Annotated in this window: 14 protein-coding genes and 1 tRNA gene; 5 read left to right on the top strand and 10 right to left on the bottom strand. The window is 41.8% G+C overall.

Features of this window, described 5'->3' with window-relative positions; genetic code table 11:
- Window positions 1–124: 124 nt before the first annotated feature.
- The 3 genes from asnB (at window position 125) to AAGU76_RS04055 (ending at window position 2,934) form a co-directional block, all read left to right on the top strand.
- A complete protein-coding gene (gene asnB, locus AAGU76_RS04045) occupies window positions 125–1,969 on the top strand; it encodes an asparagine synthase (glutamine-hydrolyzing) (RefSeq protein WP_342484158.1) in 1,845 nt (614 codons plus the stop codon).
- An 88-nt stretch (window positions 1,970–2,057) separates the two neighbouring features.
- Window positions 2,058–2,363 (top strand): hypothetical protein, encoded by a 306-nt coding sequence (locus AAGU76_RS04050; protein ID WP_342484159.1) that lies wholly within the window; start codon window positions 2,058–2,060, stop codon window positions 2,361–2,363.
- 352 nt (window positions 2,364–2,715) lie between these two features.
- Window positions 2,716–2,934: a small, acid-soluble spore protein, alpha/beta type gene (locus AAGU76_RS04055; protein WP_342484160.1), complete on the top strand. Its 219-nt coding sequence runs from the start codon at window positions 2,716–2,718 to the stop codon at window positions 2,932–2,934.
- A 34-nt stretch (window positions 2,935–2,968) separates the two neighbouring features.
- On the opposite strand, the gene AAGU76_RS04060 is transcribed toward AAGU76_RS04055, so the two are convergent.
- From AAGU76_RS04060 to ftsH, 8 genes are all read right to left on the bottom strand, one after another.
- The gene (locus tag AAGU76_RS04060; protein WP_342484161.1) at window positions 2,969–3,862 is read right to left on the bottom strand and encodes an LCP family protein; all 894 of its coding nucleotides are present in this window, start codon (window positions 3,860–3,862) and stop codon (window positions 2,969–2,971) included.
- A 104-nt stretch (window positions 3,863–3,966) separates the two neighbouring features.
- Window positions 3,967–4,515, bottom strand: a complete 549-nt coding sequence (locus AAGU76_RS04065; RefSeq protein WP_342484162.1) for a cob(I)yrinic acid a,c-diamide adenosyltransferase — start codon at window positions 4,513–4,515, stop codon at window positions 3,967–3,969.
- An 18-nt stretch (window positions 4,516–4,533) separates the two neighbouring features.
- The gene (rsmA, locus tag AAGU76_RS04070; RefSeq protein WP_342484163.1) at window positions 4,534–5,400 is read right to left on the bottom strand and encodes a 16S rRNA (adenine(1518)-N(6)/adenine(1519)-N(6))-dimethyltransferase RsmA; all 867 of its coding nucleotides are present in this window, start codon (window positions 5,398–5,400) and stop codon (window positions 4,534–4,536) included.
- Complete coding sequence (gene rnmV, locus AAGU76_RS04075) at window positions 5,400–5,960, bottom strand: ribonuclease M5 (RefSeq protein ID WP_342484164.1); 561 nt, start codon at window positions 5,958–5,960, stop codon at window positions 5,400–5,402. The genes rsmA and rnmV overlap by 1 nt, the downstream gene beginning before the upstream one ends.
- Window positions 5,961–5,965: 5 nt before the next feature.
- Window positions 5,966–6,601 (bottom strand): uridine kinase, encoded by a 636-nt coding sequence (gene udk, locus AAGU76_RS04080; protein ID WP_342484165.1) that lies wholly within the window; start codon window positions 6,599–6,601, stop codon window positions 5,966–5,968.
- A gap of 110 nt (window positions 6,602–6,711) precedes the next feature.
- Entirely contained in the window at window positions 6,712–7,440 is a 729-nt protein-coding gene (locus tag AAGU76_RS04085; protein ID WP_342484166.1) for a 3D domain-containing protein, read from the bottom strand.
- 362 nt (window positions 7,441–7,802) lie between these two features.
- Window positions 7,803–8,669, bottom strand: a complete 867-nt coding sequence (locus AAGU76_RS04090; protein WP_342484167.1) for a pyridoxamine kinase — start codon at window positions 8,667–8,669, stop codon at window positions 7,803–7,805.
- Window positions 8,670–9,001: 332 nt separating this feature from the next.
- On the bottom strand, window positions 9,002–10,828 hold the full coding sequence (ftsH, locus tag AAGU76_RS04095) for an ATP-dependent zinc metalloprotease FtsH (protein ID WP_342484168.1): 1,827 nt from the start codon (window positions 10,826–10,828) through the stop codon (window positions 9,002–9,004).
- 375 nt (window positions 10,829–11,203) lie between these two features.
- On the opposite strand from ftsH, the gene AAGU76_RS04100 reads away from it, so the two are divergent.
- Window positions 11,204–12,694, top strand: a complete 1,491-nt coding sequence (locus tag AAGU76_RS04100; protein WP_342484169.1) for an IMP dehydrogenase — start codon at window positions 11,204–11,206, stop codon at window positions 12,692–12,694.
- A 172-nt stretch (window positions 12,695–12,866) separates the two neighbouring features.
- Here the strand turns inward: AAGU76_RS04100 and AAGU76_RS04105 are convergent, their stop codons facing one another.
- Entirely contained in the window at window positions 12,867–13,151 is a 285-nt protein-coding gene (locus tag AAGU76_RS04105; protein WP_342484677.1) for a DUF1292 domain-containing protein, read from the bottom strand.
- A gap of 268 nt (window positions 13,152–13,419) precedes the next feature.
- Here AAGU76_RS04105 and AAGU76_RS04110 point away from each other — a divergent pair.
- Window positions 13,420–13,497, top strand: a tRNA-Pro gene (locus AAGU76_RS04110).
- Window positions 13,498–13,688: 191 nt separating this feature from the next.
- Here the strand turns inward: AAGU76_RS04110 and AAGU76_RS04115 are convergent.
- The gene (locus AAGU76_RS04115) at window positions 13,689–14,453 is read right to left on the bottom strand and encodes an aldolase/citrate lyase family protein (RefSeq protein ID WP_342484170.1); all 765 of its coding nucleotides are present in this window, start codon (window positions 14,451–14,453) and stop codon (window positions 13,689–13,691) included.
- Window positions 14,454–14,464: the final 11 nt, after the last annotated feature.

Genomic DNA, 14,464 nt, shown 5'->3' on the forward strand with positions numbered 1-14,464 from the left:
CGCTCAGGATGACAGTAATACACTTAATGCAGCAGCCCTTTTTTTGTCATTAAATGATGAATCCGTGGAACAATAAAGACGTAATTACATAATAATGTTTTATGTTATAAAAAGGAGGCATTATATGTGCGGCATAGCAGGATGGATAAACACTGAGGAAAAAATATACGACAGCCGGGCACTTGTGGAAAAAATGACCGACAGTCTTGAAAAAAGGGGGCCGGACAATTCCGGATCATATGCTGATGACAACATAGTATTGGGGCACAGGCGGCTTGTAATCATAGATGCAGAAGGCGGGGCACAGCCGATGATAAGACAAACCGATGAAAACAGGTATGTGATCGTGTACAACGGCGAACTGTACAACACCGAGGATGTGAGAAGCCAGCTTCTTTCCAAAGGCTACAGCTTCCGTTCGTATTCCGATACAGAGGTGCTGCTTGTTTCGTTCATTGAGTGGGGCGAGGAATGTTTAAGCCGCATCAACGGTATTTTTGCATTCGGCATATGGGATGAAAAGAACAAAAGCCTGTTTCTGGCAAGAGATCACCTGGGAGTCAAGCCGCTGTTTTACAGTTTAAAAGGAAGCAGCCTTCTGTTTGCATCTCAGATTAAGGCTCTTCTTGCCCACCCTCTTGTGGAGCCTATTGTAAACAGGGAAGGAATCATGGAAATTCTGGGACTGGGACCAGCCCGCTCACCCGGCAAGGGGGTTTTCAGGGATATAAGAGAGATTCCCCCGGCACACTGCTTGACGTTCAAAGACGGAACCGTGAATCTTAGGGAGTACTGGAAACTGGAAGCGAGAGAACATGAGGAAGACTTTGAAGGGACGAAATCAACAGTAAGAAATCTTTTGACGGATGCAGTTGAAAGACAGCTTATTTCCGATGTACCCGTTTGTACTTTTCTGTCTGGTGGACTTGACTCCAGCGCTATTTCTGCAATCGCAGCAGACTACTACGGAAGAACCAACCGCGGGACTCTCCCCACCTACTCCATTGATTACAAGGACAACGACAAATTTTTTCAGGCCAGCTTGTTTCAGCCCACCTCCGACCAGATTTTTGCACTCAGAATGTCCGAATTCATAAAAAGCAGCCACAACACTGTCATTCTTGACAACCTGGACCTTGTAAGGGCTCTTGACGATGCTGTGAAAGCCAATGACCTTCCCGGCATGGCTGACATTGACTCCTCCCTTCTGTTGTTTTGCAGAGAAATAAGAAAAAATCAAACCGTAGCGCTTTCAGGAGAATGTGCAGATGAGCTTTTCGGCGGGTACCCATGGTTCACCAGAACAGAAGACATCAATGCAGACACATTCCCCTGGTCCAAATCTACCAGGGAAAGGCGCGAAATACTAAGCAGGGATTTTGCGGACCTACCCATGGAGGAATATGTGAACCAGGCTTATGCGGATACCATAAGAAGGGTTCCGAAGCTTTCCAGTGAACCGAAAGAAGAAACCAGGATGAGAGAATTGTTTTATCTGAACATCAAGTGGTTCATGATGACGCTTTTAAACCGCAAGGACCGCATGAGCATGGCCAACAGCCTGGAAGTCAGGGTTCCCTTTGCGGACTATCGAATAGTGGAATATGCCTTCAACATTCCAAATCAGTTGAAATTTTACAACGGCAGGGAAAAAGGACTGCTGCGTGAAGCGCTGCGTGGAACAATGCCCGATGACATCATCGACAGGAAGAAAAGCCCCTATCCAAAGACCCATCACCAGGACTACACCAATGCCGTCAGAAGCCGGATGACTGAGATACTTTCCAACAAAAGCGCCCCCATATACCAACTCATTGACAAAAGTAGGGTTTCTGAAATAGTTGCATCAGGCGGAAAATCATTTACAAAACCTTGGTACGGTCAGCTTATGACAGGGCCTCAGCTCATTGCATACTTCATACAGCTGAACCTTTGGATGGAGGAGTTCAACGTAAAATTTGTTGATTGATTTTTTTAAATGACGTAACGTTTTTAGGACACGGGAATATGATAATAATGAGCTTGGCTCAAAATAAAACAGAATAAGGTGTTATTTAATGTGTCGTAGATCAAAAAGATTCAGAGATGATAGAGTGCTTGGAGATTCCGGAATACTCAGGATTGCTCTTCGTGGACCCGGATGCATAGACGGAACCGGAAGATGCCAGGGCGTACTGGGAACAGGCGGCAGAACCTGCTGCGGCGAAGTATTGGGAACAGGCGGCAGAAGGCATCATGATGAAGTCCTCGGAGAAAGAGGAGACAGGTGTGAGGAAGTTCTCGGAGCAATCGGCAGACGACATTGCAGACATGACAAAGACTGGCTGTGGGATTTAGAGACTCCCATAACAGTTCCAAGATAACAAAAATGAGCAGAAAACCTGCTCATTTTTTATTGTATATAATATTAAATAGGAAGATTCTGTTTTCCAAAACTATTTACAATAACAACCTGTCATCCTTGAGTCAGCGAAAGATGCCCTAACCCTATTTTTCAGAGTGTTTTTTCTGAAAAATAGCGGTAGGTCACTCACAACGAATTCCCAATATATGCGACCAGAGGGAGCTAATATATTGGTGAATGAGACTGTGTGATCTCACAATGCTGAAACATTTTTAATGTCGTATTTTATATTTTTTTGAAATTATTATCAGTTTAATTTTTGCATAAGAGACAATAATATTATCATAGCTTCAATGAAAGGGGCTGTAAAAATGAGCAGCAGAAATAAATTGGTTGTCCCGGAAGCGCAGCAGGCCATTAACAGCTTGAAAATGGAAATATCCAATGAACTTGGCATTCCAACACTGAATGTCAATTCAACAGCCATGTACCCTGCTATCGTCAACGGATTAAGTGTCAGAGAAATGGTGCGTATGGGCGAACAGATGCTCATGAACAAATCTACTCCTTCTGACAAAGACATATATTAGCTGTCAGCAAAAAACGCCTTGCGGCGTTTTTTGTTTATTCGATTCCTAATATTCCGTACACAAGATCCTTGGTGGCTGCCTGATCCATGATGTAGAATGACAGTCCGTTTATTGTCTTAGTGGTTCCCGGAAGCACGTGGAAATTAACATTTTCAGTTGATAGTCCCACGCTTCCAACAGCCAGTGAGGTGGCTTCAGCCATGGAAAAGTCGGTATCAACATATGGATAAACCTCTGCCACAACCTTTGGAAGCCTGAAAGTCAGAGCCTTTTTGATTGCTGCTTTTACAAAACCCTGCTGTGCCTCTATTCTTCCCAGGTCTCCTTCAGCATAGCCTGAATACCCGGAGTAGTTGGTTTTTCTGAACCTTAGAAACTCCATGGCATTGTCGCCGTTGATGATCTGCTTGCCTGCGGGTATGTTTATATCAAGCGGCGGATCCGAATATGGGTCCGTGTATCTCATGTGAAAAGGCACATCAACCTCAACGCCTCCCACGGCATCAACCGCTGCCCTCACGCCGTCGTAATCTATTGTAACATATTTATCAACCTTGATACCTGTAATGCTTTGTATCATTTCCTCCAGACCTTCAATACCCTTTACTGTGTAGACGGAATTTATCTTGTTGTTTGCGCTGTTGGCAAAACCGTCCCTGTCCACATATGTATCCCTGGGAATTGAAATAACATCCACCGTCTTGGTCTTCGTATCGTATGTTGCAACCATGATGGTGTCAGAACGCTCATGCTCCAGTCCTAAAAGAAGAACGTTGACTCTTTCATCCTTGTTCATGCCTATAATATTGAATATATCCGTAGCGTCCGCATTACCGCCGTAAACTCCGCTCAACAGGTAAAATCCTCCTGCTATGACCAGAGAGAAACAAAACAGCGATATGAAAAACACTTTTAAAAAATGCTTCAATTCAAATTCCTCCAAATCAGTTCAATACTGCTATATGATATCACAAATATTTATTTTGTAAAGCAGTTTAAATCTTAAATTTTTATAAATAAAAAGGGCCAAAGCTAAAGCCCTTCATTGTAATATTTGTCAAAATCCATTATGGTAAGCTCGCTTTCAAGATACCTGGCGTAGGTGTACAAAACGTCTGAAAGCCTGTTGACGAACTTCACCAGCGTGTCGCTTACCTCTTCATTTTTCTTCAAGGTAAGAATCCTTCTTTCCGCTCTCCTGCAAATGGTCCTGGAAACATGAAGAGCCGCTGCAGCCTTTGATGAACCGGGAACTATAAACTTGTCAGCCCCGCTGATCTTTGGCAGATATTCGTCTATGATGTTTTCAAGGGCAGTAATGTCTTCTTCCCTTACTTTGTACTTATATATCCCTTCCTCTACGGTCGCCAGCTCTCCGGCTGTAAAAAACAGTCTTATCTGAATTTTTAAAAGCTGTTCCCTGATTTTCTCATCATCAACGAATTTTGAAGCAAATCCGATGGATGAATTAAGTTCATCCACTGTTCCGTAAGATTCAACCCGCAGGGAATCCTTATCAATCCTTGTGCCGTCATACAGGGAAGTCTGTCCCTTATCCCCTGTCTTTGTATAAATTTTCATAAACACCTCCAAAACAAATTATTTGTTAGTCTTTACAATTTCATCGGCAATTCTTCCGAAATCCTCCAGGCTCAGGGTTTCTCCTCTCACACCCGGGTCAATTCCGGCCTGTTCAAGGGCTGTCTTCACCACATCCTTTGAAAGCTTAAGGTTGTTGGAAAGACCGTTAAGCAGCGTCTTTCTCCTTTGTCCGAAGGATGCCTTGATTGCCGCAAAGAGTATGTTCTCGTCAAGAACCTCTATCCTCGGCTTCTTGAGGATGTCAAATCTGATTACCGCCGAGTCCACCTTGGGTCTAGGCATGAAAACAGAACTTGGAACTATCATTGCTATCTCAGTGTCAGCTCGGTAGTTTACAGCCAGTGTTATGGCACCGTACTCCTTGCTTCCCGGTTTGGAATTCAGCCTCTGGGCCACTTCTTTTTGAACCATCACCACTATCCTTGAAATCTTGTACCTTTCCTCCAATATTTTCATGATTATGGGAGTAGTTATGTAGTATGGGAGATTTGCCACGATCTTTACGTCAAGGCCCTGGAATTCTTCCTTGATCAATTTGTCCACATCAATCTTCATGAAGTCTTCGTATATTATCTTAATGTTGTCATAATCCAATGTTTCATGGTGAACCTTCTCCAGACTCCTGTCAACCTCGATGGCAACAACCTTTTTAGCCTTCTGGCACAGAACCTGCGTCAGTGTTCCGAATCCCGGTCCTATTTCGATGACGCCGGAATTTTCATCAAGCTCTGCAGTTTCAGCTATTTTGTTTATTATGTTTCCGTCGATGAGAAAGTTCTGTCCCAGGCTTTTGCTGAACCTGAATCCGTATTTGTCGAGAATATCCTTCATCACCTTGGGCGAATACAGTTTCTTGTCATCCATTATTTATCCTCATCCTTACTAGTAGAATTTTCTATCCTGATAATTGCTTCTTCAAGTTCTTCCCTGGTAATGCCGAACGAATTGAGCCTTTTTAAAAACTGCTTGGCGCTGCAGTATCCTATGCCCAGCTCATCTCCCAGCACGCTCCTTCTTTTGGAGGCATTGTCGCTTCCCACAAGCTCATAGTATGTCATGTCAGAACTTGAAAATTCCTGCCTGTCTTCGGCAATGACAGCTCTGGCGTTTTTCAGGGCTTCACGGATATCCTCGGGACTGGCATTCTCAACTCCGATATCTCCGTCCTTCTCCGCCTTGCTTCTTGCAATGAAAGCATGCTTGCAATTTTCTATTTCAGAAGACAGCATGTTCCTGATTTTTTTGCCCGGATAGTCAGGGTCAGTCAGGATTATTATTCCCCTGTTCTTTGAAGCCTTCTTGATTGTTTTTATTATCTGGTCATTGATGCCCAGACCGCTGGTAGCAATGACCTGTGCATCCACAGCCCTTTTAACTGCTGAAATGTCCGACTTGCCTTCAACGACTATTATTTCCTTTATCAAAATTGTTACTCCTTGCCTTGTTCCTTGTTCAGAAGGGATTTTATCTTTGTGACCATCAAATCGATGGCAACAAGGTTGTTTCCGCCCTCTGTAACTATAATGTCCGCATATTTCTTGCTTGGCTCTATGAACTGTTCATGAGCAGGACGCACGGTGTCCATGTACTGGTTTATTACGGATTCTAGACTTCTTGACCTTTCGTTTATGTCTCTTATGATTCTTCGTAGTATTCTTATGTCTGCATCCGTATCCACATATATTTTTATGTCCAGAAGATCTCTTATTCTTTCCTCGTAAAATACCAGCAATCCTTCAACTATGATTATTTCCTTGGGATCCACATCGATGGTTTCCTGCTTCCTGTTGTGGATGCCGTAGTCATAAATTGGTTTATTGATTGTTTTGCCTTCCTTAAGCTCCTTGATGTGCTCTACGAACAGGTCCGTATCGAAAGCAAATGGATGGTCGTAATTTGTCCTGCACCTTTGTTCGTAGGACATGGAACTCTGATCTTTATAGTATGAATCGTGTTCCAGAATGGCAATGCTTTTTTCCGGAACCGCTGAATAAATTTTGTTTACAATGGTTGTCTTTCCCGAACCGCTTCCTCCGCATATTCCTATGAATATTGGCTTTTTCATAAAATTCTCCTTGTAGTATTCTCCATTTACTATACACCATTTTTATAATTTTGCCTATATCAATATTCAAAAAAAGAAAAAATTGCCCGAAAGCAATTTTTCTTGTTCAATTACTCCAATACATAGACTTTAACTTGTCTGATTCCGTAGTTGTTTGCTTTTGTGCCGTCTTCCATAAACAAGTCTATTCTGTAACCCTTGATCGCTCCTCCTGTATCAAGAGCCGTTGCGTAACCATAGTCAGGACTGCCATCTGTGGAAGCTATGTAAAGCTTCGTACCAAGAGGTATTACACTTGGGTCTACTGCAACTGTACCTGGCTGAGCTTTTGTGCCAGATGCTGTTATTCCATATTCGGGGTCATCAGGATACTTACCTGTGCTTGCATAAGACAAATCATAGGCTGTTGCAACCATATCAAATTCCGTATTGTAACGGAACCCTCCTCTTGATGTTGCAACCTTGTATTCCTTTGTTCCCACTTCGATTATTTCTTCTACGGGATCGATATAAACAATTTCTTCCTCCAGAGACCTGGAAACAAGAACTCCGTCTATATATGATTCTTGGTATACGGACTTTTTCATTCCGTCCGAACCTTCCTGGACTACTTTTTCGTAGTCAACATACTTCTCATCGTTATATACTATTTTTGTCTCATGTTCAACGCTGCTTCTGTCAATATCATACTTTAGTTCTTTAAATGGAGGTTCTGCATACGCGGTTTCTGACTCCGCAAATGCGATGTTCTTTTGGTTTACCTCATTATAATAAGTTACAATAAAGCTCATTATCAATACTACAGATATTATAAATGGGTATATTTGTTTCTTTTTCATTTTACCACCAACCTTTAAAAGTTTATCCGAAAATTGACTCTTGTCAATTAAAGGTATAAATTTTCGCGAGAAAATTTACTTTTTGCATAAGTATAAACTCACGCATTATTGGCAATCCCTTTTCAAAATCCCATATTTTTTGAACAAACGATATTATATATCACAAATGGATTTATTGCAAGCTTTTTTTGTTTCCTGATTAATTTTCGTCTCAGTTTTGCCTGCTGCCAATGGGAAAGGAAAGTTTCTGCCAAGTAAAATAATAGTAAATTATCAATATTATGTGCAGTTGGTAATAAAATATTCCAAAAATAAAAAAATAATGCAGTTGAATACAGGCTGCATTGTTTTTGAATTTATTATTAAAGCGTAGTATATTTATAATTTTCTACTTCCGAGTAAAGCTCCTTCATGATTTTTTCAAACAGCACACCTTCTGAACTTGGCGTTCCTGCTTCGTAAGTTGATTCCACGGCAAGGGATACGAACCTTGAAGCTTCCTCTATGGCTTCGGGAAGAATTTTTCCGTTCATTAAATACCCTACCAAAAGCGAAGTGAAAAGATCTCCTGTGCCCGGATATCTCTTCCCCACAAACTTGAAGGGCACCTTCCAGTAACAGTCCTCTTTCTTGTCGTAACATGCATTGATGTTCTCCCCGTCCTGTGAAGTGATTCCGGTTATAACTGCAATGTCGGGTCCAAGGCTGCACAGCCTTTTAAGATACGATTTGAGCATATTAGTATCTATTTTTTCATCGGAATACTTTTCTCCCAGCAAAATGCTTGCTTCAGTCATGTTAGGAGTGATGATGTCCGCCTCGTGAACCAGGTGGCTCATTTTTTCCACCATCCTGCCATTGTAGGTTTTGTAGGTTATGCCGTGGTCTCCCATTACCGGATCCACCACCACAAGGGCATCTTTTTTGTTCTTTATCCTGCTTATGATGTCAAGCATTATGTCTATCTGCATCTCGGAGCCGATGAAGCCGCTGTACACGCAGTCAAATTCAGCGTTGTTCTTTTCCCAGTTGCTGAAATATTCCTCCATATGCTGGGTGAAATCGAAAAAATAAAAATTCTTAAATTCGGAGTGGTTGCTCAAAAGTGCTGTTGGCAACGGGCAGACCTGGCAGCCCAGAGCTGAAAGAACAGGCATTATTACGGTCATGGAACATCTTCCAATTCCGGACATATCGTGTATAGCTGCTATTTTAGGAACGTTTTTCATAATATTACCTCTCAGTAAATTTCATAGTAATGATAAAACATTTCTGCCGCTTCCAAAAGGTACAGATTTGCACAATACAAAGGTGACAGCTATTTCAAGCTTGCTGCAGATAAGCATATTATGCACGAAACTTCAGAAATAATAAAGGATGATTTCTGTAGAAATCATCCTTTATAAAGTAAAGACTCATAATTTATAACTCTTTACAAGGGGGGCGTAATTAATTTACACTATATATTTCGTACCACGAATAATTTTTTGGGGGTCAGGCACAAAATATTTTATTTTTTCTACATTTTTTTTATAATGCCGGACGATTGTTTATCAGGAGCTTAATTGTTCAGGATTTCCATGAATTCCTCGCCTGTTATTGTTTCCTTTTCCAGCAGGTACGAAGCCAGCTCGTGAAGCTTATCCTCGTTGTCCCTCAGTATGGCTATGGCCTTTTCATGGGCAGACTTTATGATTTTCAAAACTTCATTGTCTATTTTGCCTGATGTGTTTGAAGAACATGCAAGCGATGATTCCTGCCCCAGGTATGGGTTATTGACGCTCTCCAGCGCCATCATGTCAAATTCCTCGCTCATGCCGTAACGGGTTACCATTGCTCTTGCCAGCTTTGTAGCCTGCTCGATGTCGTTTGATGCTCCCGTTGTGAATGTGTTGAACACAACTTCTTCAGCTGCACGGCCTCCTGTGAATGTGGCTATCTTGTTGAATGCTTCCTCTTTGGACAAAAGGAATGTTTCCTCCTCGGCAACCTGCATGGTGTATCCCAGCGCTCCTGAAGTTCGTGGCACGATGGTAATCTTGTGAACAGGAGCAGATTCTGTCTGCTTTGCAGCCACCAGCGCATGACCTATTTCGTGATATGCTACGATTTTCTTCTCCTTGGGGGAAATCACCGCATTTTTTCTTTGGTAACCTGCTATGACTACTTCCACTGCTTCTTCAAGGTCTTCCTGGGTTGTTTTTGACCTGCCGTTTTTTACGGCCCTAAGAGCTCCCTCGTTGATGATGTTTGCAAGCTCTGCTCCGCTGGCTCCTGCCGTTGCCCTGGCTATGGCATTGAAATCTATATCATCTTCCAGATGCACATTCTTTGCATGAACCTTCAGTATGGCCTCGCGTCCCGCCAGGTCCGGAAGCTCGACGGGAATCCTTCTGTCGAAACGCCCCGGTCTTAACAGCGCCTTGTCAAGGGACTCCGGTCTGTTGGTTGCAGCAAGTATTACAACGCCCTTTTTGCCGTCGAATCCGTCCATTTCCGTAAGAAGCTGATTTAATGTCTGCTCCCTTTCATCGTTGCCTGAAAGTCCGCCGCTGTCTCTTTTCTTACCGATTGTATCTATTTCGTCGATGAACACGATGCACGGTGCTTTATCCTGAGCCTGCTTGAACAGGTCCCTGACCTTTGCCGCGCCCATTCCCACAAACATTTCAACGAATTCAGAACCTGAAATTGAGAAGAACGGAACCTTTGCTTCACCAGCAACGGCCTTGGCCATAAGAGTCTTTCCTGTTCCCGGAGGTCCCACCAGCAGTGCGCCCTTAGGCATGGTAGCACCTATGTCCTCGTACTTTTTAGGATTATGAAGAAAATCGACAATTTCAGTCAAGGCTTCCTTTGCCTCGTCCTGCCCCGCCACGTCCTCAAATCTTTTGCCCGTCTGAGCCTCCACATAAATCTTGGCGTTGGATTTACCAAACTGCATGGAATTGCCGAAAGAACCCATTTTCTTCTGAAGCTGTCTGGATAAAAGCTGCCCCAGTCCAACAAATATGATTAACGGAATGACCCATGACAAAATTGCATCCAGCAGCACGGAATTTTCCTCCGGAACAACCTGTCCGAACTCAATTTTTACCGATGAGGCAAGCAGCCTGTCCACCAGGTTGGGATCGTCCATCTTCCCGGTGATGTAAACGCTGTTGCTGTCTGACTTTGACACAAACGCAATTTGCTTATCGTTTATCTCAACCTTAGTGACGTCTCCATCTTCCACCATTGAGAGAAACGTTCCGTAGTCAACCTCGTGAACCTTGGACTGCATCCGGTTCACGTACGGAAAAACCGCCGCATTCAGAAGTATCACCACAAACATCACAATCATGTAATAATATATGAATGGTTTTTTATTATCCTTATGTTCTTTCATCTTTCCTCCAAATGTAATTTAATCTGTAAATAATATATAGTATGGTACATTATATGTTTGAATTATTAAGCAAATCTTAAAACCACGGCAGGCAGACTGTGATTATGTCACCCTGAGCTTGCAGCATATCCTCTTAATATTTTCATAATGATGTGCTTCAGTTTCTCACACAAATTCCAAAGGCTGATATCTGCAATCATGCAATTACGTTCATAAATAGCGGCTTTTTGCTTCAACCTGTAGCTTCAGGAAATACAGCTTCCATTGATAATATTAATGCAAATATTGGGTTGACAATGAAGTTATGTTATGATAATCTATCAAGAATAATTATTATATTTTCATTGCGAAAACACATGAAAAGGAGATTTATCAATGGCAAGAATTATCAACGAGCCGTCCAGAACATTCGGAGAATACTTACTTTTACCAAACCTGACCACAAAAGATTGTATTGTCGAAAATGTTAATTTAAGCACTCCAATTTGCAGGTTTAAAAAGGGCGAAGAGCCTGAATTAAAACTTAACATACCTTTCTCATCTGCCATCATGCAGTCAGTTTCAGATAACAACATGGCCATAGCACTGGCTAAAAACGGAGGCATATCATTCATTTACTGCTCCCAGTCCATTGAAAGCGAAGCAGAGATGGTAAGAAAGGTCAAAAAATACAAGGCAGGATTTGTAATCAGCGATTCAAACCTCAAACCAACAGACACGCTTCAGGATGTTCTATATCTGAAGGAAAGAACCGGCCATTCAACTATGGCGGTAACAGCCAATGGAACTTCCGCAGGAAAACTTTTGGGAATAGTCACCAGCAGAGACTACAGAACAACCAGAGACTCCCTTGACAAAAAGGTGGAGGAATTCATGACTCCTGCAAAATCACTGATCGTAGGATACGAAGGCATTACGCTCACAGAAGCCAATGATATCATCTGGCAGCACAAGCTCAATGCACTTCCCATAGTTGACGAAGATTTCAACCTTGTGTACATGGTTTTCAGAAAAGACTATTCCGAAGACAAGGAAAACCCACGTTCGCTTCTTGACAGCAAGAAAAGATACGTTGTAGGCGCCGGTATAAATTCCAGAGACTACAGGGAAAGAGTTCCTGCGCTGGTAGAAGCCGGAGCAGACGTTTTATGCATCGACTCCTCTGAAGGATACAGCGAATGGCAGTCAGACACCATCAGATGGATAAAGGAAAAGTACGGCGACAGCGTAAAGGTAGGAGCCGGAAACGTCGTTGAGAGAGAAGGTTTCAGATACCTGGCAGACGCAGGGGCTGACTTTATAAAGATAGGAATAGGCGGCGGCTCAATATGCATCACAAGAGAGCAAAAGGGAATCGGCAGAGGCCAGGCATCAGCCGTGTTGGATGTGGCTGCAGCCAGGGACGAATACTTCAATGAAAAAGGAATATACGTGCCTATCTGTTCTGACGGCGGAATAGTTCTTGACTACCACATTACACTTGCTCTTGCCATGGGCGCAGACTTCGTAATGCTGGGAAGATATTTTGCAGGATTTGATGAAAGTCCTACAGGCAAAATAAAGTACGGCAACGGATTCGTGAAGGAATACTGGGGCGAAGGTTCCAACAGGGCAAGAAACTGGGCCAGATACGACCTTGGCGGAAAAGCAGGACTTCAGTTTGAAGAAGGCGTTGACTCTTACGTGCCATATGCAGGTAAGCTTGACGATGGTCTTGGCAGCACTCTTCACAAGATAAAATCAACCATGTGCAACTGCGGAGCCAAATCCATAAAGGATCTTCAGCAAAACGGAAGACTGACCGTGGTTTCTGCTACATCATTAACCGAAGGTGGAGCTCACGACGTAATTCTTAAAAACCAATAATATTATATAGATAAACATAAAACCCGCGCAAGCGGGTTTTGTTTTTATCAGATTACCTTTAGAACATGTATTCTGAAGGCTAAGCCTGGAGAATCTCATCTTTGGGTTAGGGCATGCTGAGCAGCGTGATCTCCCTAAAAACAACAAAAACCCGTTTTTCACGGGTTTTTGATTATTCTTCGTCTTCTTCTTCCTCGTCTTCGTCAAACAACTCGTCGAGTTCTGCTTCGTCAAGAATCTCGTCAAAAGCCTTTGTAACAGCTTCATATTCAGTGTCGGATTCTATGCTTAAAAGTTCAAAGCTTCCGTCTTCAAATTCTTCGAAACCGTAAAGATACACTTCACCGTCTTCCTGGTTTTCCAAAGGAAGCAATGCTATGTAATCCTTGTCTTCCACCGGGAAAATTGCAATTATTGCGCATTCAACCTCAGTGCCGTCTTCAAGGGTTATGGTCATCACTTCTTCGTCATGATCACCGCAGCCACAGCCGCATCCGCAATCATCGTCGCCGCAGCTGCAGCCTTCTTCTTCGCAGCCGTCAAATAATTCTTTATCTTCACTCATGTTTTGTACATCCTTATTTATTATTTTATCCAATTACTCATGGATATTTAAACTTTATCAGAATACATTTTAAAATGCAATATATAATATGGAAATTTGAAAAATTTATTTTTTAACACTTTACATAACAGTTTTTTTAATGTATAATAGCATTTGTATTCGGGATGTAGCGCAGCTTGGTTAGCGTACAAGTCTGGGGGACTTGGGGTCGGAAGTTCAAATCTTCTCATCCCGACCAAAAGAATATTGAAAATTGTGGGTTTACAGTCTACATCAATTTTTTGCTAAGTGCGAATTAGTTCATTTGACATAACCATGACGTAACCCAATGTAATTTTTCAATTAAGAAGCAGGTTTTTCAGGACTTGCTTCTTTTATTTTGTCCTCATTCCCCTTATTTTTATAATATTAAACTAATTGTATATCAAACTAACTCTCATAAAATTCTTTAACTATTTTCATTGATGCACTTTTAATCATTCCTACTTCACTGTTACAGCTAAATATAGTCATGCCCATATCTTTACATTTATGTAAAAATCCAATGTTAGATGCTACAATTCCACAGGGTTTTTTTGCCTTTCTAGCAGATGCTACGACTGTTTCAATAGATTTTTCCATACTTGCAGTTTCAAAGTCACCTGGTGTACCAAGATCAATAGCTAAGTCATTAGGTCCTATAATAAGAGCATCTATTCCTTCTACTTCTATTATTTTATCTGCATTTAATAGTGCTTGTTTTGTTTCAATTTGTGCTAATATTATAGTTTTATTATTTGCATGTTCAATGTATTCAGAAAGTTTTGGAGGCTCATAATTAGTATGTGCTCTTGTAGTTGATATACCTCGAGCACCCAAAGGTGCATATTTTGCATAGTTAACTACATTTTCTGCGTCTAAAGCAGTATTAACCATTGGTATCAAAAGACCATCTACTCCCATATCCAAAACTTTAGTTATGGATGCTCTATCAATGTTAGGCACTCTAACAATAATTGGGATGTCAAATCCATTGCATACAGCAACAATATTTGCTATCTGCGAATAATCAAAGTATCCATGTTCACTGTCTATAATAATAAATTCCATCCCTCCTGCTTTAATTACTCGCACAACATTAGGTGTGTAAACTTCTGAAAGCATAGTACCTAGAACAACTTCCTTTTTATTTATTCTCTCTTTTAAATTATGCATTAAAATTCTCC

It is taken from the genome of Sedimentibacter sp. (assembly GCF_038562225.1).
Taxonomy (GTDB): domain Bacteria; phylum Bacillota; class Clostridia; order Tissierellales; family Sedimentibacteraceae; genus Sedimentibacter.

What these genes read in the sequence shown, in the direction of transcription:
- AAGU76_RS04105 (WP_342484677.1), bottom strand. Translation starts at nt 13,151, where the DNA reads ATGACCATAACCCTTGAAGACGGCACTGAGGTTGAATGCGCAATAATT.
- AAGU76_RS04055 (WP_342484160.1), top strand. Translation starts at nt 2,716, where the DNA reads ATGAGCAGCAGAAATAAATTGGTTGTCCCGGAAGCGCAGCAGGCCATT.
- AAGU76_RS04115 (WP_342484170.1), bottom strand. Translation starts at nt 14,453, where the DNA reads ATGCATAATTTAAAAGAGAGAATAAATAAAAAGGAAGTTGTTCTAGGT.
- rsmA (WP_342484163.1), bottom strand. Translation starts at nt 5,400, where the DNA reads ATGGATGACAAGAAACTGTATTCGCCCAAGGTGATGAAGGATATTCTC.
- AAGU76_RS04090 (WP_342484167.1), bottom strand. Translation starts at nt 8,669, where the DNA reads ATGAAAAACGTTCCTAAAATAGCAGCTATACACGATATGTCCGGAATT.
- AAGU76_RS04100 (WP_342484169.1), top strand. Translation starts at nt 11,204, where the DNA reads ATGGCAAGAATTATCAACGAGCCGTCCAGAACATTCGGAGAATACTTA.
- AAGU76_RS04085 (WP_342484166.1), bottom strand. Translation starts at nt 7,440, where the DNA reads ATGAAAAAGAAACAAATATACCCATTTATAATATCTGTAGTATTGATA.
- AAGU76_RS04050 (WP_342484159.1), top strand. Translation starts at nt 2,058, where the DNA reads ATGTGTCGTAGATCAAAAAGATTCAGAGATGATAGAGTGCTTGGAGAT.
- AAGU76_RS04065 (WP_342484162.1), bottom strand. Translation starts at nt 4,515, where the DNA reads ATGAAAATTTATACAAAGACAGGGGATAAGGGACAGACTTCCCTGTAT.
- asnB (WP_342484158.1), top strand. Translation starts at nt 125, where the DNA reads ATGTGCGGCATAGCAGGATGGATAAACACTGAGGAAAAAATATACGAC.
- udk (WP_342484165.1), bottom strand. Translation starts at nt 6,601, where the DNA reads ATGAAAAAGCCAATATTCATAGGAATATGCGGAGGAAGCGGTTCGGGA.
- ftsH (WP_342484168.1), bottom strand. Translation starts at nt 10,828, where the DNA reads ATGAAAGAACATAAGGATAATAAAAAACCATTCATATATTATTACATG.